General features: G+C 42.3%; 21 protein-coding genes and 2 riboswitches. Of the genes, 3 read left to right on the top strand and 18 right to left on the bottom strand.

Annotation, left to right across the window (positions count from 1 at the left end):
- Positions 1-128: 128 nt before the first annotated feature.
- The 16 genes from sufB to MPH60_RS18965 all read right to left on the bottom strand — a co-directional run bounded on the left by sufB (position 129) and on the right by MPH60_RS18965 (position 18,625).
- A complete protein-coding gene (sufB, locus tag MPH60_RS18890) occupies positions 129-1,526 on the bottom strand; it encodes a Fe-S cluster assembly protein SufB (protein ID WP_241592712.1) in 1,398 nt (465 codons plus the stop codon).
- Between the two features lie 55 nt (positions 1,527-1,581).
- Positions 1,582-2,010 (bottom strand): Fe-S cluster assembly sulfur transfer protein SufU, encoded by a 429-nt coding sequence (gene sufU / locus MPH60_RS18895; protein WP_034310148.1) that lies wholly within the window; start codon positions 2,008-2,010, stop codon positions 1,582-1,584.
- Entirely contained in the window at positions 2,000-3,229 is a 1,230-nt protein-coding gene (locus MPH60_RS18900; protein ID WP_241592710.1) for a cysteine desulfurase, read from the bottom strand. The genes sufU and MPH60_RS18900 overlap by 11 nt, the downstream gene beginning before the upstream one ends.
- Complete coding sequence (gene sufD, locus MPH60_RS18905) at positions 3,229-4,530, bottom strand: Fe-S cluster assembly protein SufD (protein WP_207438845.1); 1,302 nt, start codon at positions 4,528-4,530, stop codon at positions 3,229-3,231. The genes MPH60_RS18900 and sufD overlap by 1 nt, the downstream gene beginning before the upstream one ends.
- 15 nt (positions 4,531-4,545) lie before the next feature.
- Positions 4,546-5,331, bottom strand: coding sequence for a Fe-S cluster assembly ATPase SufC (gene sufC, locus MPH60_RS18910; protein ID WP_034310141.1), 786 nt, complete (start codon positions 5,329-5,331; stop codon positions 4,546-4,548).
- Positions 5,332-6,791: 1,460 nt separating this feature from the next.
- On the bottom strand, positions 6,792-7,628 hold the full coding sequence (locus MPH60_RS18915) for a MetQ/NlpA family ABC transporter substrate-binding protein (RefSeq protein WP_241592708.1): 837 nt from the start codon (positions 7,626-7,628) through the stop codon (positions 6,792-6,794).
- Between the two features lie 14 nt (positions 7,629-7,642).
- Complete coding sequence (locus MPH60_RS18920; protein ID WP_101223656.1) at positions 7,643-8,311, bottom strand: methionine ABC transporter permease; 669 nt, start codon at positions 8,309-8,311, stop codon at positions 7,643-7,645.
- The gene (locus MPH60_RS18925) at positions 8,304-9,338 is read right to left on the bottom strand and encodes a methionine ABC transporter ATP-binding protein (protein ID WP_063234022.1); all 1,035 of its coding nucleotides are present in this window, start codon (positions 9,336-9,338) and stop codon (positions 8,304-8,306) included. The genes MPH60_RS18920 and MPH60_RS18925 overlap by 8 nt, the downstream gene beginning before the upstream one ends.
- 153 nt (positions 9,339-9,491) lie before the next feature.
- Positions 9,492-9,604: riboswitch (SAM riboswitch) on the bottom strand.
- Between the two features lie 117 nt (positions 9,605-9,721).
- Positions 9,722-11,032, bottom strand: coding sequence for an O-acetylhomoserine aminocarboxypropyltransferase/cysteine synthase family protein (locus tag MPH60_RS18930; protein ID WP_241592706.1), 1,311 nt, complete (start codon positions 11,030-11,032; stop codon positions 9,722-9,724).
- Positions 11,033-11,134: 102 nt separating this feature from the next.
- A riboswitch (SAM riboswitch) is annotated at positions 11,135-11,241 on the bottom strand.
- Between the two features lie 144 nt (positions 11,242-11,385).
- Positions 11,386-11,694: a thioredoxin family protein gene (locus tag MPH60_RS18935; protein ID WP_241592841.1), complete on the bottom strand. Its 309-nt coding sequence runs from the start codon at positions 11,692-11,694 to the stop codon at positions 11,386-11,388.
- A gap of 3 nt (positions 11,695-11,697) precedes the next feature.
- On the bottom strand, positions 11,698-12,063 hold the full coding sequence (locus tag MPH60_RS18940; RefSeq protein WP_048688210.1) for a toprim domain-containing protein: 366 nt from the start codon (positions 12,061-12,063) through the stop codon (positions 11,698-11,700).
- 92 nt (positions 12,064-12,155) lie between these two features.
- Complete coding sequence (gcvH, locus tag MPH60_RS18945) at positions 12,156-12,539, bottom strand: glycine cleavage system protein GcvH (RefSeq protein WP_034310122.1); 384 nt, start codon at positions 12,537-12,539, stop codon at positions 12,156-12,158.
- A 96-nt stretch (positions 12,540-12,635) separates the two neighbouring features.
- On the bottom strand, positions 12,636-12,992 hold the full coding sequence (locus tag MPH60_RS18950; protein ID WP_241592704.1) for an arsenate reductase family protein: 357 nt from the start codon (positions 12,990-12,992) through the stop codon (positions 12,636-12,638).
- Positions 12,993-13,133: 141 nt separating this feature from the next.
- Positions 13,134-14,921, bottom strand: a complete 1,788-nt coding sequence (locus MPH60_RS18955; protein WP_241592702.1) for an acyl-CoA dehydrogenase family protein — start codon at positions 14,919-14,921, stop codon at positions 13,134-13,136.
- A gap of 69 nt (positions 14,922-14,990) precedes the next feature.
- A complete protein-coding gene (locus tag MPH60_RS18960; RefSeq protein ID WP_137023769.1) occupies positions 14,991-16,169 on the bottom strand; it encodes an acetyl-CoA C-acetyltransferase in 1,179 nt (392 codons plus the stop codon).
- 71 nt (positions 16,170-16,240) lie between these two features.
- The gene (locus MPH60_RS18965) at positions 16,241-18,625 is read right to left on the bottom strand and encodes a 3-hydroxyacyl-CoA dehydrogenase/enoyl-CoA hydratase family protein (protein WP_241592701.1); all 2,385 of its coding nucleotides are present in this window, start codon (positions 18,623-18,625) and stop codon (positions 16,241-16,243) included.
- A 208-nt stretch (positions 18,626-18,833) separates the two neighbouring features.
- Between MPH60_RS18965 and MPH60_RS18970 the strand changes: the two genes are divergently transcribed.
- On the top strand, positions 18,834-18,968 hold the full coding sequence (locus MPH60_RS18970) for a YuzL family protein (RefSeq protein ID WP_072273724.1): 135 nt from the start codon (positions 18,834-18,836) through the stop codon (positions 18,966-18,968).
- Positions 18,969-19,017: 49 nt separating this feature from the next.
- Here MPH60_RS18970 and MPH60_RS18975 read toward each other — a convergent pair whose 3' ends face one another.
- Positions 19,018-19,935, bottom strand: a complete 918-nt coding sequence (locus MPH60_RS18975; RefSeq protein ID WP_241592699.1) for a proline dehydrogenase family protein — start codon at positions 19,933-19,935, stop codon at positions 19,018-19,020.
- Between the two features lie 145 nt (positions 19,936-20,080).
- Between MPH60_RS18975 and MPH60_RS18980 the strand changes: the two genes are divergently transcribed.
- Positions 20,081-20,362 carry a hypothetical protein gene (locus tag MPH60_RS18980; protein ID WP_387549638.1) on the top strand — a complete coding sequence of 94 codons (282 nt, stop codon included), beginning with the start codon at positions 20,081-20,083 and terminating at the stop codon, positions 20,360-20,362.
- A 13-nt stretch (positions 20,363-20,375) separates the two neighbouring features.
- Complete coding sequence (locus tag MPH60_RS18985; protein ID WP_241592696.1) at positions 20,376-20,711, top strand: spore coat protein; 336 nt, start codon at positions 20,376-20,378, stop codon at positions 20,709-20,711.
- A gap of 363 nt (positions 20,712-21,074) precedes the next feature.
- On the opposite strand, the gene MPH60_RS18990 is transcribed toward MPH60_RS18985, so the two are convergent.
- Positions 21,075-22,247 (bottom strand): FtsW/RodA/SpoVE family cell cycle protein, encoded by a 1,173-nt coding sequence (locus MPH60_RS18990; RefSeq protein WP_048688186.1) that lies wholly within the window; start codon positions 22,245-22,247, stop codon positions 21,075-21,077.
- Between the last annotated feature and the right edge of the window lie 44 nt (positions 22,248-22,291).

A 22,291-nucleotide genomic window follows, 5' to 3' on the forward strand; every position in this document is an offset into this window, starting at 1 on the left:
TATTGAACCATATCTAATCTTTCGTATAAGGGTGTGGAATATCAAAACAAAAAGCCTGCCAGACAGACCTGGCAGGCTTTTGTATGAATGGTTATTCTAAATCGCCTTACAGGCAGGCCAGTCGGTCATTACCCGATGGAGCCTTCCATTTCGAACTTGATCAGACGGTTCATTTCAACCGCATATTCCATTGGAAGTTCTTTTGTAAATGGTTCGATGAAGCCCATTACGATCATTTCCGTTGCTTCTTGCTCAGAAATCCCGCGGCTCATCAAGTAGAACAATTGTTCTTCAGATACTTTGGAAACCTTCGCTTCGTGTTCAAGGGAAATGTTATCATTCAAGATTTCATTGTAAGGGATCGTATCAGATGTAGACTGATTATCCATAATTAATGTATCACATTCAATGTTTGAACGAGCTCCATCCGCTTTACGTCCGAAATGAACGATACCACGGTATGTTACTTTACCGCCCTGTTTAGAAATTGATTTAGATACAATCGTTGAAGATGTGTTTGGCGCTAGGTGAATCATTTTCGCTCCAGCGTCTTGGTGTTGGCCTTTTCCTGCAATGGCAATCGATAATGTCATACCGCGAGCGCCTTCACCTTTTAAGATGACAGCAGGATATTTCATTGTCAATTTGGAACCGATGTTACCATCGATCCATTCCATTGTTGCATTAGCGTCACAAACCGCACGTTTCGTAACCAGGTTAAACACGTTGTTTGCCCAGTTTTGGATCGTCGTGTAACGGCAGTAAGCATCTTTCTTGATGACAATTTCAACAACCGCACTATGAAGGGAGTTAGTTGTATAAACAGGAGCTGTACAACCTTCTACATAGTGAACGGATGCGCCTTCATCAACAATGATTAGCGTACGTTCGAATTGCCCCATGTTTTCAGAGTTGATCCGGAAATATGCTTGAAGCGGAGTATCCACTTTAACGCCTTTTGGTACATAGATGAAAGATCCACCTGACCAAACTGCCGAGTTCAATGCAGAGAACTTATTGTCAGTCGGCGGGATCGTTTTCCCGAAGTGCTCACGGAAGATATCTTCATTTTCACGAAGTGCTGAGTCCGTATCTTTAAACACGATACCCAATTCTTCCAACTCTTCTTTCATGCTATGGTAAACCACTTCGGATTCATATTGGGCAGATACACCGGCAAGGTATTTTTGCTCGGCTTCAGGAATTCCCAATTTATCAAAAGTCTGTTTGATTTCATCAGGAACTTCATCCCAAGATTTCTCTGATTTCTCTGATGGTTTAACATAGTATGTGATTTCATCAAAATTCAGGCTCTGCATGTCGCCGCCCCATTGAGGCATTGGCATGTTGTAAAAATGCTCCAATGATTTCAAACGGAAATCAAGCATCCATTGCGGTTCATCCTTCATTCGAGAAATTTCTTCCACGATTTCTTTTGTCAGACCACGCTTTGAACGGAAGATGGAAACATCTTTATCCGCAAAGCCATATTTATAATCGCCGATATCAGGCATTTTCTTTGCCATAGCTCGTATTCCTCCATTTCAAATGGCTGAATTACAACAGCTCATTTTAATTTAATTATTCCTTCAATCCCTTTTCCATAGCTTTCCAAGCTAGGGTAGCACACTTGATTCGGGCAGGAAATTTAGAAACACCCTGAAGGGCTTCAATATCCCCAAGGTCCATCTCATCGTCGTATTCTTTTCCCTGAATCATTAAGGAAAAAGTCTCGGACATCGCTAGAGCAGTATCAACGTCTTTGCCCTTAATGGCTTGCGTCATCATGGAAGCCGAACTCATGGATATCGAACAACCATCACCATCGAATTTAACATCGCTGACCTTGCCATCTTCGATCTTCATCGTTAAACGAATCCGATCGCCGCAAGTTGGATTATTCATATCGATTGTCATGCTTCCATCTTCTAGCATGCCCTTATTACGAGGTTTCTTATAGTGATCCATAATGACTTGACGGTAAAGTGTATCAAGGTTATCAAAAGACATTACTGAAATACTCCTTCGTTTTAACAAGCCCGGACACAAGCTTATCAATATCTTCTTCCGTGTTATATAGATAGAAACTTGCTCTTGCTGTCGCTGATACGTCAAGCCATTTCATTAATGGCTGTGCGCAGTGGTGACCGGCACGGACAGCAATTCCATCTGCATCAAGAACGGTAGCGACATCATGTGGATGTACGTCATCAATATTGAAGGTAATTACACCAGCACGCTTTTCTGCATCTTTAGGACCGTAAATGGTCAGTCCTTCAACTGCTGACATTTTCTCCATTGCATATGCAGCGAGCTTATGTTCATGCCGTTCAATATTATCCAAACCGATTTCCTCCAAGAAATCAATGGCAGCCCCCATGCCGATGGCGCCGGCGATGATTGGGGTACCGCCTTCGAATTTCCACGGGAGTTCTTTCCATGTAGACTCATGCAAACCTACAAAATCAATCATCTCTCCGCCGAATTCAATCGGTTCCATTTTTTCTAGAAGATCTTTCTTGCCATACAATGCGCCGATACCTGTTGGACCGACCATTTTATGACCTGAGAAGGCAAAGAAATCACAATCCAAATCACGGACATCCACTTTTAGATGCGGCGTGCTTTGTGCCCCGTCGACTACCATTACAGCATTGTGATCATGGGCAATTTGGGCGATTTCCTTCACAGGATTGATAACGCCAAGCACATTCGAAACCTGCATGATGGACACGATTTTCGTTGCTTCCGTAATTGTAGCCCTCGCATCGTCAATGGAAATCGTGCCATCCTCTTGAAGTGGAATATACTTCAATACAGCGCCTTTTTCTTTGGCAATCTGCTGCCACGGAATGATATTACTGTGATGCTCCATGTAAGAGATGACGATTTCGTCACCCTCTTTAATATTTGCACCACCGTAACTTCTTGCTACAGTATTTAATGCAGTCGTTGTGCCTCTGGTAAAGATGATTTCTTCTGTAGAAGAAGCATTAATGAATTTACGTACCTTTTCACGAGCACCTTCATACGCATCCGTAGCTTTTGTTCCTAGTGTATGCACTCCGCGGTGAACATTCGAGTTGTAGCCGCGGTAATATTGCTCAATCGCTTCAATCACTGCAGCCGGTTTTTGAGAGGTTGCAGCACTATCTAAATAAACTAATGGCTGACCATTGACTTCTTGATCTAATATTGGAAAAAGCTTACGAATTTCGTATGGGTTCATTACTGTACTTTCCTTTCAATGACCGCTACTAATTGTTTTTTAACTCCCTCAATTGGAAGCTGGTTAACAACAGGGGCCAAGAATCCGTGAATGACAAGTCTTTCTGCTTCTTTCTTTGTAATACCACGGCTCATTAAATAATACAGTTGAAGCGGGTCGACACGGCCGACGGAAGCAGCATGACCAGCCGTTACATCATCTTCATCAATCAAGAGGATCGGATTGGCATCACCGCGTGCTTTTTCACTCAACATCAAAACGCGTGATTCTTGTTCGGCATTGGCTTTTGTAGCACCATACTCTATTTTCCCAATTCCATTAAAAATGGAGGATGCCGCGTCTTTCATGACACCATGCTTAAGGATATAGCCCTCAGAGCGTTTGCCAAAATGAATGATGGCTGTCGTGAAGTTCTGCTTTTGTTCCCCGCGTCCGACTACAACGGATTTAGTATCACCGTGTGAGCCATCGCCCATTAGATATGTTGTATTATCTGAAATCGTATTTCCGTCGTTCATCAGGCCAAGCGCCCACTCAATTCGAGCGTCACGTCCTGCCACTCCACGGCGGTTAACGTATGTCGTGAAGCCTTTTGAAAGGGTATCGACCGCTCCGTATTCGACTTTGGCATTCGCATTTGCAAATACTTCCGTTACGATGTTGGCAATCCCTTCGTTAGACTCAACGCTTGAGAAATAATTCTCTACATATGTGACAGAGCTATTATCTTCCGCTACGATCAAGACATGGTTGAAAAGTGTAGTATCAGGATTATCCAACAGGAATACCGATTGGATCGGCTCTTTGATTTCTACATTTTTCGGGACATAAAGGAATGCCCCCCCATTAACTAATGCAGCATGAAGTGCAGTTAAACGATGTTCATCTATCTTAACGCCATCTTTCATGAAATATTTTTGCACAAGCTCAGCATGGTCACGAGCCGCTGTTAAAATATCTGTAAAGATGACGCCTTGCTCTTTCACATTTGCTGACAGATTGATATGTGCCGGCGTATTATTGCGTTGAATGTATAAGTTTTCATTTTCTTCAATGATGGATTTAATTTCTTCCGGAAGCTCCTCTAAAGAGGCAAAAGCTTCACTTTCAACCGTATGGGTCTGGAAAGAAGTGAAATTCCATTTATCGATCTTCGTTTTATCCGGCTTTGGCATCGGGAGCTTTTCTAATTCAGAAAACGCTTGAATCCGAAGCTCGGATAGCCAAGCTGGATCATTATTTTTAGTTGAATAGGAGCTTATATCCTCTTGTTCAAACGGTAATTTCGTTTCTGTAGTCATTGCAAATCCTCCTACTTACGCTTCTTCGCCAACAGTTTCGTCTTCAATGCCCAATTCTTGCTTGATCCAATCATAACCTTCCGCTTCCAAGCGGGCAGCAAGTTCAGGACCGCCTGATTTTACGACGCGTCCTTGCATCATTACATGAACAAAATCAGGAGTGATGTAATTTAATAGACGTTGGTAGTGAGTGATGATCAAGCATCCAAAGTCTTCTCCGCGCATTTCATTGATTCCTTTTGAAACGACTTTAAGTGCATCGATATCTAGACCTGAATCAATCTCATCCAAGATTGCAATTTTAGGTTGAATCATCATTAATTGAAGAATCTCGTTGCGTTTTTTCTCTCCGCCGGAGAAACCTTCATTCAAATAGCGTTGCGCCATATCTTCATCCATTTCAAGGAATTCCATTTTTTGATCCATTTGACGGATGAATTTCATCAATGAAATTTCATCGCCTTCTTCACGGCGTGCGTTAATGGAAGAACGTAAGAAGTCAGCATTTGTAACACCGCTGATTTCACTTGGATATTGCATAGCTAGGAATAGACCGACACGAGCGCGCTCGTCGACTTCCATTTCCAATACATCTTCACCATCGAATGTGATGCTTCCGCTCGTTACTTCATATTTAGGGTGACCCATGATTGCTGATGATAAAGTGGATTTACCAGTTCCATTTGGTCCCATGATCGCATGGATTTCTCCACCTTTAACTTCAAGGTTTACCCCTTTTAAAATCTCTTTACCTTCAATTGATACGTGAAGATCTTTAACCGTTAATGTAGAAGCTGACATAATAATACCTCCGTGAACTAATTCCAATTTTATTACCAGAAAGTAAAGATTACTTTCTATCACTATAATTTACGTAAAAGCATTCTCACTTTATTCTCATTCCAATTTTATAACAAATCCAATTTGGAATCAACTAAATAGATAGGGTTTCCACTTCTTCCATGTTAAAAACCTGTCCCATTCTTACTATACTAACAGATATAGCCTGTTTACTGCATAATCATACTTATTTTAGCTTTTGTTAAAATTATCTTATTATTCGGCAAATCTTCGTCCTTATTAATATATGTTCGAAGAATTCGATTGCAAGGTATGAACGTTCCGCTATAAAAAGAAAAAAATCGGACTGTCAGGTATTATGTAAGTTTATCCAATAAGGAAACCCTTATTTTATGGACCACTTTCCATTTTACCTCTACAGACCGATCTTTTAAAGAACTCTTTTATATGCTTAGCCGTGAATTTTGCGTTGCAGGTCCTGGACCATTTTGTTGCACTTTACATGTTCCCTATCCCGTTCTTTCTCAACCTCGATACGGAGGTCTAAGTTTCTACTGTATTCACTGTAGCCAACCCCATGTGAAGACTGCATCGCCTTTTCCATTTCGCTTGTTACATTTAAATCCAGAGTATTGATAGTGAACCATCCTTTCAAATTTGCGAATCATTTTATTACCTTCATTATCTCTATACCCTTTACTTTCATGATTAAACATAAAAAAACGACCTGAATTAAATCAGGCCGCATACTTTAGACAAACTGGATATCATTTTTGTCTACAGTTTTTTAGGTTTTTCAAATTCGAACGTTACTTCCCCTTCAGGCACTCGCTTTCCGCGGGTGGTCCGGAAGCCTCCTCGGAGCTTTTGCGCCTGCGGGGTCTCCCTTGACTCGCTTTTCCCGCAGGAGTCTCGTACCTTCCGTTCCAATCCACTAAGACCAAACAATCAGATAGAATCACTTTCACCTAAGGTTTCCAAAATGAAGTGCCTCACTTCTCTAAGTCCGGAAAAAAATATGAGCGACGCATTATGTAAAAGCTGAACGGACAAACCAGCTGCTTATTCATTTATGCGTCAGCAGACCGTAATGGATTTGTGTTGGGACGATAGTAAGCGGAAAAACTCGTATTTAGAGCCTCTGATTGTACAAGTGATTAAGAAGCTGGAAACACTGAAGCAGTTGACGCAGATGCAACTAACAAAACACCAGCTTTACTCTTTACACGTCCTCGAACAAAAAGAGAGATTCTTCCGCAATGGCTATACGTAATATGAGCGTTTTGGTTATTATCTCTGCCCATTGGCACTCAACAACAAATATAGAAGGCTATCGTGAGTACAAATCGCTTTACTGCTTCAAATCCAATATAAAACAAAAAGGTTTCGGAATGAGTCTATTCCGAAACCTTTTTGTTTACGAACTGCGGTCTGAATTAAATCAGATCGCCATTCTTGAATTATTTATCCGCCGGTACAACTGCACCTTTGTATTCTTTAAGAATGAAATCTTGAATTTCTTTAGAATGCAATACTTCTACAAGCGCTTTTATTGCTTCTTTATTTTCGTCACCTTTGTTTACGGCAATGACATTCACATATGGTGATTCCGAATCTTCAATCGCAATCGAATCTTCAAGCGGATTCAATCCTGCGTCAATTGCATAGTTGGAGTTGATCAAGACTGCATCGCCTTCGCCGCTCTCATAAATTTTAGGAAGCAGGGCCGCTTCATAATCAGCATCAAATTTAAGGTTTTTCTTATTTTCAACGATGTCTTTAGTTGTAGCCGTCGTTTTATCGATGCCTTCTTTCAAAGTGATCAGGCCATTCTTTTCCAAAAGGGCTAAAGCGCGTCCATGATCAGCGACAGAGCTGCTCATAATGATTGTTGCGCCTTCCGGAAGTTTATCAATGCTTTTATATTTTTGTGAATATAGAGCAATCGGCTCGATATGGATTCCGCCAGCATTAACGAAGTCATATCCATTTTCTTTAATTTGCCCCTCTAAATATGGAATGTGTTGAAAGTAGTTAGCATCCAATTCCTTATCATTCAACGCTTTATTCGGTAAAACATAGTCCTGGAACGTTTCGATTTCCAATTCGATCCCTTTTTCTTTAAGAAGCGGTTTAGCTTCCTCAAGGATTTCAGCATGAGGAACATTCGATGCCCCTACAACTATTTTCTTCGATTCTTTCTCCGTATCACTGCCGCTTTTATCCTTTTCACTTCCACAAGCAGCCAAAGCGATAGATAACACTAAAATTAATGCAAATCCTAAAAACTTTTTCATCCTATTCATCTCCCTTATCTTTTGTCCAATTTAGATGTAATCACATCTCCAATAATTTGAATTATGAAGACGATAATTAGAATAACGATCGTCGCTACAAGCGTAACGTCATTTTGATTTCTTTGATAGCCGTCCAAATAGGCTAGATTACCAAGCCCGCCTGCGCCGATGACCCCGGCCATTGCGGTATATCCAACCAATGCAATCGATGTTACCGTAATCCCGGAAATAAGGGCAGGCATCGACTCTGGAAGAAGGACCTTCCAAATGATCGTGCTCGTTTTTGCCCCCATCGATTTAGCGGCTTCAATTACACCTTTATCGATTTCACGAAGGCCGATTTCAACCATACGCGCATAAAATGGTGCCGCACCGATAATAAGTGCCGGCAGTGCAGCGTTCTCTCCGATCATGGAACCGACAAGCGCTTTAGTGAAAGGAATGAGCAGCACAATCAAAATAAGAAATGGAATGGAACGGAATATATTGACGACAGCACTCATGATCCCGTTGACTGCCCGGTTTTCCCACATATTACCCTTACCTGTCAGGAACAGGATCAATCCTAATATTATCCCTATAAAAAAGGTTGCCACTACAGAGACGCTTGTCATGTAAAGTGTTTCCCTCGTAGCTTCAATAATGTCTTCCCAATCAACATTCGGCAATAATTCTTCAAGCATGAGTAATCACCTCCACGCCTACCTGCTGTGCTTTAATGAATTCGATTGCGCGGAGCATTTCATCCTCAGTGCCATCAAGATGGATAAACAATGTTCCATATGAACCGCTTCTTGTTTGGGATATCTTGCCTTGAACGATATTTACATCCAACTCGAAATTACGTACAAGCTTGGTGATCAACGGGCTTTCTGCATGATCGCCTACAAAGGTCAATTGAATCACTTTGCCTGCAGGATAGCGTTCGAGCAAATGGTCCATCGTTTCTTTCGTTTCTTCCGGTTCCGTTACCTGTTGCACGAAACGCTTCGTCATTTGTTCTTTAGGGTTCTTGAAAACATCCAGGACAGGTCCCTGTTCAACAACTTGCCCGCTTTCCATCACGGCGACGCGATGGCAGATTTTGCGTATTACATGCATTTCATGTGTTATCAAGACGATCGTCAATCCCAAGCGCTGATTGATGTCAACAAGCAATTCGAGTATGGAGTCGGTAGTCTGCGGATCCAAGGCAGAAGTCGCTTCATCACACAGCAGCACTTTAGGGTCATTTGCCAGAGCCCTGGCAATTCCCACCCTTTGCTTTTGCCCTCCGCTTAATTGTGAAGGATAGGCCTTTTCCCTGCCTTCCAGTCCGACTAACTTGATCAATTCGTTCACACGCTTGGTTCGTTCAGTTTTAGAAACTCCTGCAATTTCCAATGGGAAAGATATATTCTCCTGAACGGTCCTCGACCATAATAGATTGAAATGTTGGAAAATCATGCTGATTTCTTGACGGGCCTTACGGAGCTGAGCCCCTTTAATTTTTGAAATTTCCTTCTCAGCCACCACAACGGATCCCTCTGTGGGAGTTTCCAATCCATTGAGCATTCTGATTAAAGTACTTTTCCCCGCTCCACTATAACCGATGATACCGAAAATCTCGCCTTTATTTATTTCAACATTCACATTATTTACAGCCTTGATCGTCTCACTGTTTCCTTTTCCTGTTCGGAACAGCTTACTGACTTTCGTCAATGTAATCATTAATCCTCACCTCTTTTATCCAATAAAACCTATGAACTTAGTTGATTTCTCTACATTATTAGTCTGTTTCTCATATCATGCGCATGTTTTCCCCATTAAAACAGAAAAAACCTTTCTGCATGAGCAGAAAGGCAGGTGAAGAAACAGGCCTTTCTCTCATCTTCCAAAGTAATTAAACTTTGTGTGAATTGGCACCTTTCCAAGGAAATCTCCTTGTCGGTTGCCGGGTTTCATCGGGCACATCCCTCCACCTCTCTTGATAAGAGCTAATATATAGAATATTTGTACATCATTAAGTTCTTTAGTATGGAGAAATTTTATCATAGATAAAAAAGGAGCGCAATGTATAATATTTCTAGTACAAGCATGTACAGAAACTTTACTTATACCGTTTTGGATGTCAAGGAGACGATATTCGTCGCTTTTTCAATTGCCTGCTCCAAATCTTCTATTAAATCCTCTACATTTTCAATCCCAATCGATAAACGGACTTGGTCGGCACTCACACCCGCTTTCGTAAGACCCGCCTCATTCAATTGTTGATGGGTCGTACTGGCTGGGTGGATGATCAAGCTCTTCGCATCCCCAACATTCGCTACATGGGACCATAATTCCACCGCATTGATAAGTTTTGCCCCAGCTTCTCGATTACCTTGTATCCCAAATGTAACGACAGATCCAGCTCCCTTTGGCAAATATTTATCCGCAAGGGCTTTATCGGGATGATCCTCATCACCAGGATATGAAACCCAAGTCACGGCAGGATGGTTTTTTAAATATTCAATGACCGACTTGGTGTTTGCTAGATGCTCTTTCATCCTTACATGAAGCGTTTCAAGTCCAAGCGTAAACTGGAAAGCACTTTGGGCACTTAGAGCAGGGCCTAAATCACGGAGTAACTGGACTCGGGCTTTCGTTATGAACGCGGCAGGTCCAACTGCCTCGGCGTATACCAGACCGTCGTAACTTGGGTCAGGCTCCGTGAAGCCAGGGTAATTTGGCGAGTTCCAATCGAATTTCCCACCATCCACAATGACACCGCCCAGCGTCGTTCCATTTCCCAGAAGCCATTTTGTAGCGGAATGGATGACAATATCCGCTCCAAAATCAATTGGTCTGCATAGATACGGTGTCGCAAAGGTATTATCAATGATCAAAGGTATTCCGGCATCATGGGCGATTTTCGCTACCGCTTCTATATCAAGCACCCTCAAACTTGGATTTCCGATCGTTTCAGCAAAAATGGCTTTAGTTCTTGGCGTAATCGCCCTTTTGAAATTTTCGGGGTCATCAGGAGAAACGAACTTCACTTTGATCCCATATTTCGGAAGAGTGTTTTCAAAAAGGTTATACGTACCGCCATATAATGTGGAGGCTGAAACAATCTCATCCCCTGCAGCGGCAATATTCAGGATTGAAAGTGAGATGGCCGCCATTCCGCTTGCTGTTGCCAATCCGCCGATACCGCCTTCCAATAAGGCCATTCTTTCCTCAAAAACGCTGACCGTGGGATTATGAAGTCGTGAATATATATAGCCATTCTCCTTTAGGCCAAATAAATTCGCTGCATGGTCGGTGTCTTTGAACAAGTATGCATTGCTTTGGTAGATAGGAACTGCACGGGCACCTGTTTCATCAGCTTGCAGACCGCCATGAACACTCAATGTTTCGAAACGCAACTTTTTCTCTGACATATGATTTCACCTTTTTCTATGGATTTAGTTGGAATTATATGATGATATCTGGTCTTTTATAAACAAAAAAACCACTTCAACAAGAAGAGGTTTCCAGAACACACCTCATCTACCAGAGCCAACACTCTGCTGGAATTAGCACCGTATATAAACTTTATACCGGTTGCCGGGCTTCGTCGGGCCAGTCCCTCCGCCACTCTTGATAAGAACTATTAAATTCTGCCGTTACTTAATTCAAAATATAGCATTTTAGATTAAATCAGTCAATGAATTGTTAGAATATTCTTTGTTTAACTTCTTCTCGCATTCAAATGTCCGCAACAAAGAAACCAACCACGGTTCTGATTGGTTTCTTAGCTGATTTCCTTAAGCAATCCGTACAAATAAGGAACGGATTGAAAGGCATATATTTTTTTGTGCAGCTGTCCTTCTTTGAAAAGCAATAAACAAGGAACACTTTCGATTTCATATGTTTCGGCCATTGCTTGGACATAATTCATATTCATTTTGCCTGCCTTCAATTCCGGGAATAGCTCCAGGGATATCGTCAGCATCTTGGAGGCAACCTGACAAGTGCCGCATAAAGGGGTATATAAATATAAGCAAAAGGTTTCCCCATTTTCAATAGCAAGCTTACACTCTTCTTCTTTCCATTCCTGCATCAATTAGTCGTTCACCCTTTGACTTAAAAATTTCATTTTCACATTCATATTGGCAGATAGAAGCACAGTTGCGATATGATGTTCGGGCGAGCTTTCCACTTCTTTGTACATTTTATTAATATACAGGTGGTTCGCTTCCGGCATTTCCCTTCGGAACTGCTTCCGCAGCTTTTCTCCTGATTCATCTGCGTCAAAAAGGAGATAAACATCACGGTCCATTAATTCATCCACTAATTCATCCAGTTTAGTTAATGATATGGTCCCATTCGTACATCTTATTTCCACATCTTCATTTAAAACGGAGGCAACTTTTCTTCTATCGGAACTGCCTTCTACAATGATCACTTTATCGAATTCGCCCCACTCCATGTCATCACTCCATCTCACGAATTATGTGTGCAACTGCCACAGTACAAAATGAAAAAGAGAGCAGGCCTTTTCAGTCCCCCCTCTCCTTCTTTTTAACCGTTGATTAAACTCTCATACTCTTCAGCGCTCATCAAGTTTTCAATATCACTGCTATTGGATGGCTCAAGCACGACCATCCATGCCTTTTCATAAGGAGACTCATTTACATATTCAGGGTTGTCACTTAAATCTTCGTTTACTTCAACAACCTTGCCACTGATAGGAGCATAAAGCTCAGAAACGGTCTTAACGGATTCAACACTTCCGAATGGTTCGTTCGCTTTCAATTCATCGCCGATTTCCGGAAGCTCAACGAATACGATGTCCCCAAGCTCGGACTGTGCGAAAGCTGTAATTCCAATGCGCACTGTTCCATCTTCCGTTTTGACCCATTCATGTTCTTTAGTGTAACGAAGTTCTTTTGGTGTTGTTGTCATTATTAACCCTCCATATGTACATCTTATTTTATCTATTCCATTATAAGGTAGATTGTTTGTTTAAGTAAGGAATTAACCAAATATTTCGAGAAATTTTCAGTTCCAAACCTGTTCGAATTGCTCCTCTTTGAAACCTACCGTCACTTTGGTGCCATCCGTAACAATCGGCCTTTTCAGAAGCATGCCATCCGTGGACAATATATCAAGCATCTCTGCTTCAGAAGCTTCCTTCAGCTTATCCTTTAAGCCAAGCTCCCGATATTTTTGACCGCTAGTATTGAAAAACTTCTTCAAATCCAAATTGCTGATTTTATATAGTTGTTCTATTTCTGTTCGCGAAGGCGGATTTTCCGCTATATGGATTGCTTCATATTGCAGTTCATGATTATCCAGCCACTTCTTCGCGTTACGGCATGTACCGCATTTTGGGTACCAATATAATGTTAAGCCCATCATTTCACCACCTATCAATAGAATACCCGTTTTCATCAAGCAATACAACGAATTGTCTTTTGAATTTCCAATGCGATTTCATCAAAGGAAATAAAGGGAATGCCTTTTCGGGCATTCCCTTTACTTATTTTGATTCAGTGCTTAAAGAGCATATTTTTCAGCTTCGATTACCTTGACGGAAGCTTCACGTTTTTTCGCAATGACATTGATCGGGTTATGTCTTGTCAGCTTGCGGAGCGACGCAAGCATGATGCGAAGAGTATCGCCTGTTTCCACTGCGATTAACGTTTCCTTTGCGTGCTGTTCTATTTCATTGAAAGCTTCCTGAACAAAGATTTCAGTGTAAAGCACCTTTTGTTTGTTCTTCTCCAGACCTGTAGCTGCTATTGCTTTTTCCGTACGCAATACCACGGATTCCGCTGCATAGGCAAGGGATGCGATATCAGCAATGTTGGAGAGGATTTCTTGTTCTTGATCAAGAGTTTTGCCGTATTTCTGTGCAGCAAGGCCAGCTGCCAGAATCCCGATTTTCTTAGCGTTTCTAACAAGCATTTTTTCTTGTGCCAATGGCTCATCGCCAGGTTCTTCCGGCATCATCATCATTAACTCCTCTTGCAGGCCTTGAGCCTTTTGAAGAAGCGGCAATTCCCCTTTAAGTGCTTTCTTCAGGAAAGTTCCAGGGACAAGCAATCGATTGATTTCATTTGTACCTTCAAAGATCCGGTTAATCCGGGAATCACGATATGCTTTTTCAATTTCATACTCCTGCATGAAACCATAGCCCCCATGAAGCTGTACGCCTTCGTCCGTAACATAATCCAACACTTCGGAAGCGAAGAATTTATTCAATGAACATTCAATTGCATATTCAGCGATTGCAGCCGCCATTGATTTCCCATCTTTTACTTGCTCATCCGTCAATTTGCTTTGTCTTTGTTCATAAAGGCCAACGGTACGGTATACAGAGCTTTCTGCTGCATAAATTTTGGATGCCATTGTTGCTAGTTTTTCTTTCGTCAAGTTAAAATCGGAAATTTTCGTTTTGAACTGTTGACGTTGATTCGTGTAAGCTGCCGTAATCTCAAGGGCACGTTTAGATCCGCCGACGGCACCGACGCCTAATTTATAACGTCCGATATTCAGGATATTGAAAGCGATGACATGCCCTTTTCCGGCTACCCCCAAAAGGTTTTCGACTGGTACATGTACATCCTCAAGGATTAATGTACGTGTGGATGAGCTTTTGATTCCCATTTTCTTCTCTTCAGCCCCAGTTGATACGCCTTTATAATCACGCTCAACAATGAAAGCTGAGAATTGTTCACCGTCGATTTTTGCGTATACACAGAAGACATCTGCAAAACCTGCATTTGTAATCCATTGTTTTTCACCATTTAGAATATAGTGTGTTCCTTCGGCATTCAATTTCGCTGTCGTTTTTGCTCCCAAGGCATCTGAACCTGAGCTTGGTTCCGTTAAGGCATACGCAGCAATCTTCTCACCCGTTGCCAGTAAAGGGAGGTATTTTTTCTTTTGTTCTTCATTCCCGAATAATACGATCGGCAAAGATCCGATACCTACATGTGCACCATGCGTAATTCCAAAGCCGCCTGAAAGTGCCATTTTTTCTGTAATCAATGCCGAACTGATTTTATCAAGACCCAATCCGCTGTATTCCTCAGGAACGTCAGCACCAAGTAAACCGATTTCACCTGCATGCTTCAGTAATTTAACGGAACGGTCAAATTCATGGTTTTCTAAATGTTCAACCTGCGGCAGAATTTCATTCACTACGAAATCCTCGGCAGTTTTGGCGATCATTTTATGCTCATCAGTATAATCTTCCGGTGTAAACACTTGATCATACGTAATATCTTCCACTAAAAAGGCTCCGCCTTTAATGAGGTTATCTGTAGTTTGATTGGACATGTTATTTCCTCCTAAGTATTTAAGATAGTAAACCCGCCGGAAGCATGACAGCTTCCGGGAGGGGTGGGATTACGCCAATAATTCAAATACTCCTGCAGCACCCATTCCGCCACCGATACACATTGTCACGACTCCGAACTGTTGGTTTCTGCGTTTCATTTCATGCAGCAGGCTTAATGTCAATTTTGCCCCCGAACATCCTAGTGGATGGCCTAAGGCGATGGCTCCGCCATTTACATTGACAATCTCTTCATTCAAACCGAGCTCACGAATGATTTGAATGGATTGGGAAGCAAAAGCTTCATTCAATTCGAATAAGCCAATATCCGATAACTCAAGACCCGCTAGCTTCAAAGCTTTAGGTATGGCTGCAATCGGTCCGATGCCCATGATTTCAGGCGGTACTCCTGCTACAGCAAAGGAACGGAACTTACCCATCGGTTTCATCCCTAATGAAGAGGCCTTTTCCCCATCCATGACCATGACCGCGGCTGCACCATCACTCGTTTGTGATGAATTGCCTGCTGTTACGGATCCTGTAACAGAGAATGCAGGTCTTAGTTTTTTTAGCACTTCAGCAGTGGTGCCTGGACGAACGCCCTCATCCTGTGTAAATGTAAATGATTTTTCCTTTAACTTAAGATCTGGTCCCACTGAACGAAGGGTTACGTCAACCGGTACGATCTCATCCGAAAACTTTCCTTCTGCAATGGCCTTTGCCGCCTTTTGATGACTACGAACAGAAAATGCGTCTTGATCGTCACGGGAAATGCCGTATTTTTTTGCAACAGCTTCAGCAGTGTGACCCATCCCCATATAATATTCAGGTGCCGTTTCCGCAAGTCTCGCGTTCGGACGTGTTACATGGCCCATCATTGGCAAAAGGCTCATGGACTCCGCTCCGCCTGCAATGACAGTATCACTTTGGCCGAGCATGATCCTTTCCGCACCATAAGCGATGCTTTGCAGCCCGCTTGAACAGTAACGATTAATCGTTATGGCTGGTACTGTATAAGGCAATCCTGCCAATGCACCAATGTTCCGAGCCATGTTCAATCCTTGTTCCGCTTCAGGCATTGCACAACCGATAATCAGGTCATCGATGGTGCCTTCATAATTCCCTGCACGCTTTAACGTTTCCTTTACGACAAGAGCCCCTAAATCATCAGGACGTACACTGGCGAGAGAACCTTTTTTCGCTCTTCCTACCGGAGTCCTTGCTCCAGCTACTATTACCGCTTCTTTCATGAGGATCCCCCTTACTCATTTTTAAGCTATCAATCTATTGATCTCGTTTTATCCATTTCTTCATCTATTCATCAATTACGGAGTGGTTTGCCTTTAACAAGCATATGCTGCATCCTTGCCTGCGATTTCGGAGTCGAAATCAGTTTTAGGAATGCCTGTTTTTCCAGGTTCAAAATATACTGTTCATCTACTTCCGTGCCAAATGGGAGTTTTCCTCCTGCCAGGACGTATGCAAGCTCTTTGGCTATGACAAGGTCATGGTCTGATAAGAAACCTGAAAGGCGCATGGATTCCGCCCCTAATAGAAGTGCGGCATATCCCGTTTCACCAACGACAGGAATCTTTGTGCGGGTCGGAGCGGTATAACCTTGTTCATGCATGGAAAGTACCGCCTGTTTCGCATCATATAGCTGATGATCCGCATTCACGCTTATTCCATCCGCTGAATTAAGGAAATTGTTCCCTCTCGCTTCCTCGGCGGAGGTCGAAACTTTTGCCATGGCGACCGTTTCAAATACTTGGTTGGCCACTTTCTGTAAGTCGAAGTCGACGCCCTTCGGCATATTCCTCAACGTCTTCACATAAAGTTCTTTAGTCCCGCCGCCGCCTGGGATTAAACCTACACCAGGTTCCACTAGGCCCATATACGTTTCAGTCGTTGCCTGGATGCGCGCTGCCGGAAGGGACACTTCAGCACCCCCGCCAAGTGTCATATTAAACGGGGCAACCACTACAGGGACTGCACTGTACTTAATTTTAAGCATCGCCTGTTGGAATTGGCTGATGACCATATCGAGTTCAAAAATATTGTCATCCTGCGCTTCCATCAGCATCATTGCAATATTAGCGCCGACACAGAAATTCTTTCCTTGGTTTCCGATGACCAAGCCTTTAAAATTCGCTTCCGCCTCGTCGACCGCCGCATTGATCATTTGTATGATATCCAGGCCGATTGCATTATTTGGTGAAGTGAATTCAAGCAGAGCCACTCCATCGCCAATATCCATCAAGCTTGCACCACTGTTTTTCTTGATTACGCCTTTTTGCTTCTTGATCGCTTTAAGATTGATCACTTTAGGATTTTCGACAAGTTCCTTATATTCACCATTATCATAATAGTGAACTATGCCATTTTCTTCTTTATAGAAAGAAGTGATGCCTTTAGCGAGCATATTCTTCACCCATTGCGGAACGGTGATGCCTTCCGCTTCCATTCGGGCTACCGATTTTTCTACACCTATCGCATCCCAGGTTTCAAATGGGCCTGTAGACCATCCGAAGCCCCATTTCATCGCTTGATCGATTGCCACGATGTCATCCGCGATGTCTCCAAGCAGCTGGGCTGAATACACAAGCGCCGGATTCAGAACATTCCAAAGTAATTGGCCGGCACGATCTTCGCTATAAACAAGCGCTTTCATTTTATTTTCCAAGCCCTTGGCCTGTTTAGCCATTTCGACTGAAGGCGTTTTTAATCTTTTTCGTGCATCATATTCAAGGGTTTCGGGATTCAGTTCAAGGATTTCCTTTCCTTTTTTCAAGAAAAATCCTTGGCCTGACTTGCTTCCAAGCCACCCATTCTTAAGCATTTCATTCATGAAATCAGGTATTTTGAAAACTTCTTTTTCTTCTCCATCCACCTGTTCATATACGTTTCCGGCAACATGTGCAAAGGTATCCAATCCAACTACATCAAGTGTCCGGAAAGTCGCGCTAGTTGCTCTTCCAATCAACGGACCTGTAACCGAATCGACCTCACCGACACTGTATCCGCCTTTTTGCATTTCCCGCAGAGTGACCAATAAACCATAAGTTCCAATGCGGTTTGCGATGAAGTTAGGGGTATCCTTGGCCTCGACGACACCTTTTCCCAGTACATCTTCGCCAAATCGTTTCATATATTCGAGCACTTCTGGTGAAGTTGCCTTAGTAGGGATGATCTCCAACAATTTAAGATAACGCGGCGGATTGAAGAAGTGGGTTCCCAGGAAATGCTTTTGAAAGTCCTCCGAACGGCCTTCTGCCATCGCTTCAATTGAAATTCCGGAGGTATTCGATGAAACGATGCTTCCTGGTTTACGATGCTGATCAACCTGGGCGAACACACTTTGCTTAACCTCAAGCTTCTCAACGACCACTTCGATGATCCAATCGACATCCTTTAAACGACTTATATCATCTTCCAGGTTTCCTGCCTCGATCAACGCAATGTTTCCCTTGGCCGAAAGCGGAGCTGGTTTCTGTTTTAAAAGTTTCGTAATCGCTGTTTGGCTGATGCGGTTACGCACTTGTTTATTATCTAATGTCAGTCCCTTTTTCTTTTCATCCTCAGTGAGTTCACGAGGTACAATATCCAATAATAAAGTCGGAATGCCGATGTTAGCAAGGTGTGCAGCAATCCCTGATCCCATAACTCCTGACCCTAGAACAGCAGCCTTTCGTATTTGTCGAACCAAGTTCATATCCCCCTTACGCAATTTATTGAATGAATGCTCATTCATTTTTAATTCAAAAAAATTTTGAATATTTTTTCTTATTACTAATATAGAATATATTTGGAAATTCCGCAATGATTAAACAGGAAAAAAAATATTTTTTTCTCCGAGTTCTTTCGGTTATTTCTCCTCCGTTCAGTAAAAAATAACCGGGCAGGAGGTGACTTATATAATGAAGCGTAAAGATAACCCTTCTAAAGCAGCCGTAAGCGCAGCAAGCGTTAAAGGCAATGCCGGACCTGGCGCTGAACGTCAACACGGAATCAATAAAGTGAACAGCCAGAACAATCAGTTCAAAAGATAATCCTTCTTAATTTGAGCAGCCGTCCCTTATCCGGGGCGGCTCTCGCTTCCTATTTCTTGAATAGGCCTTTTAAAACGAAAGCAATATTGGCCGGTCTCTCCGCAAGGCGGCGCATGAAATATCCATACCAATCCGTACCATAAGGAACATACACCCTCACCTTATATCCTTCTTTAGCAAGTTCAAGCTGCTTTTCAGTACGGATCCCATATAACATTTGAAATTCAAAGGAATCCCGGGGAAATCCCTGATCCTCGACCAAGTCCCTCGTATAATCAATGATTTTATCATCATGTGTGGCAACGGCTGTGTAATGGCCATTTTGCATATGCATCTTGATGATTTTCTTGAAATTCTCATCCACATCTTTTTTGTCGGGAAAAGCCACTTCCCTCGGTTCTTTATAAGCCCCTTTAACAAGTCTTAGATTCGGATGGTATGCATCCAGCTCCTCAATATCCCTCTCAGTCCGATAAAGATAAGCTTGAATGACAGTCCCCAATTCATTATATTCAGACTTCAGGTTTTTGAATACATCCAAAGTCGGCTGACAGCGCGGAAAATCTTCCATATCAAGCGTCACGAAAACACTATGGACTTTAGCTTCCTCCAAGATCCTCCGCATGTTATTCATTACGACGTGTTCGGACACATCCAAGCCCATCGAGGTCAGCTTCAGGGATAACTGTGAATCCAGTTCATTTGTGCCAATCATCCGGATAGCTTCGATGCACTCATCTGCCATCTTCCCTGCTTCTTGTTCATCTTCAATGAATTCACCTAAATAATCAATGGTGACAGCAAGCCCTTTCCGGTTAAGATCAGCAATCACATTACATGCCATATCCAAGGATTCTCCTGCCACGAAACGAGATGCACCAAACCGCAGCCCGTATTTTTTCGCTGCCTTGGTCATAGCTTTATTCTTTGATAAAAAAAGGAATAGATTTTTCAATATTCTTTCCATCTGCATTCCCCTCCAAATCATTTTGGAAAATAGATGCACAAGATTATTTTACCATTTAATTCATTTTTCAGATATTTAGAATCAAGAATAAAAAATTTCATGAAGGGAAAATTAAGCTCGTTTAAAGAACACTTAAGGAGGCAGAATGATGGAACAGCAAAATTCGTTTAATAGCCAACAGCAGTCGTCCGGCTTAATGAAACAGCCGCCGGAAATGGTTTCGGTTAAAGATAGCCTATACTTAACTGATATGCTTGCATGGAATCTGAATGCGGTTAAAAAAGCACATTTTTTTGCCACACAATGTAAGGACCCGCAAATCATTGATGCGTTAAACCGCTGCGGACTCATGCATCAACGCCATTACGATACCATTTTGAAACATTTGAACCCGAACCAAAACCAGGGTCAACAACAATATCAATAAAGGAGGGTTCTTGATGCCCAATGAAAACAAAGTCCAAAATCCCGAATCTCCCGTGGCAAAGACACCGCAAATGAATGACAGGGACTTTATAAATGATATGCTTTCAACTGAAAAGTACTTTTGCAACTCCCTTTCCGTTGCCCTGCATGAAATGAGTAACCAAGCATTATTCCAAGACATTTTCTCCATTTCCAAAGAAAATCAGGAGATGCAGCGTGAACTCTATAACCTTATGTTCGAAAAAGGCTGGTATAGTTTAGAAAAGGCGCAAGCTACCAGCTTAGGCCAATCGTATCAACAATTTTCCGGTTATAAAAATCAATTCCCATCTGGAACGAACATTCAATAAAAAAACATTCAGGGGAGAGGATTCTGCTCCTTTTGTTTTTTTGCTACAAATAAAGCCGGCCTATCGGGGGCCGGCTTTCAAACTGTCTGCTGTTTTATTAGGATTTGTACAATTTAAACGTTAGATTTCCACTCCAGTCACTCGCTTTCCGCGGGCGGTCCGGGAGCCTCCTTAAAACTTGAAGTAATAATGTTGCTTTCTAAAAATCATTCTATTCAGCGAGATTTACTTGAAATGATTACCTTTGAAAAAAGCGAGCGTCGCTATAAAGATATAAATCTGTTGTAACAGATTATTTAAAGATCGCTACGGAGAACAAGTTCCACACAACGAAAGCCGGCCCATCGGGGGCCGGCTTTATATTTAGATATCCGTTGAAAACATATACTTCTTATAGTGATACCGAATGCTGAATATTAAGCCCATGGCCATCATGTTCCCCATGAGCGAGCTTCCTCCATAACTGACAAATGGAAGCGGAATCCCCGTTATCGGCAAAAGGCCTACAGTCATGCCGATATTTTGAAAAACGTGAAACGTCAACATGCTTATAACGCCAACACAGATATATGTATAGAAGTTATTTTTCGTGTCCATTCCCGTTTTTGTTATATGGTAAATTAATAGGAAAAACAAGGAAATAATGATACTTGATCCGATGAAGCCGAATTCTTCACCGATGATGCTGAAAATGAAATCCGAATGACTCTCGGGCAAATACACTTCCCTCGAGCCGATTCCCTTGCCTGTGGTCTGGCCGGAGCCGATGGCCAGTAAGGACTTGGTTAAGTGATACCCTTCGGAGCTGGCATAATTATATGGATCCAGCCAAGAATAGATACGGCCGAATTGATAGGATTTTACCCCTAGGTATTTTTCCAGGATTTCCGGCTTCCAAAGTACAAAGTACAGGACCGTTGAAGCGACGACAATTCCTCCCGAAACGATCGGCAGCAGGATCTTCCATGTTACCCCTGATATGAAAATCATTCCGAGCATGATTGACATGATGACAAGCGAGGTACCCAAATCCGGCTGTTGCATGATTAACAATAAGGGCGCACCGGTCACAAGACCGATCTTAATTAGCAGCCAGATATCCGTTTGAATCGTTTTCAGCGTGTTTTTGAGATGATGGTTCGATATGACATTGGCTAGAGCCAAAATCAGGAAAACCTTCATGAATTCCGATGGCTGAATCGAACCGATTCCCGGAATGATGAACCAACTTTTTGCACCATTCCGGACAGGAACGATGCTTTCCGGCATAATGATCAGCAAAAAAAGCAAAAACAATCCGAATCCATACGCGTACCAAGATATTTTTTTCAACTGATCCGAATCCAAGGTGATGAAACCTAAGACGATTCCGATTCCAACTATATACCAAAAAATTTGTTTAATTAAGAAGTTTTCAGCGTACTGTCCAGTCGTTTGGGCACTATAGATTGCTAAGCAACTTCCGACGCATAATAACAGCAATATTGTGACCAAAGAAAAATCTATTCGTGATGAAAATTTATTTTGTTCTTCCATACTTAACTCTCCCTTAAAAAGGCTCCTGCGATATATCTATAAAT

This window comes from Peribacillus sp. Aquil_B1 (assembly GCF_022603275.1).
Taxonomy (GTDB): Bacteria; Bacillota; Bacilli; order Bacillales; family DSM-1321; genus Peribacillus.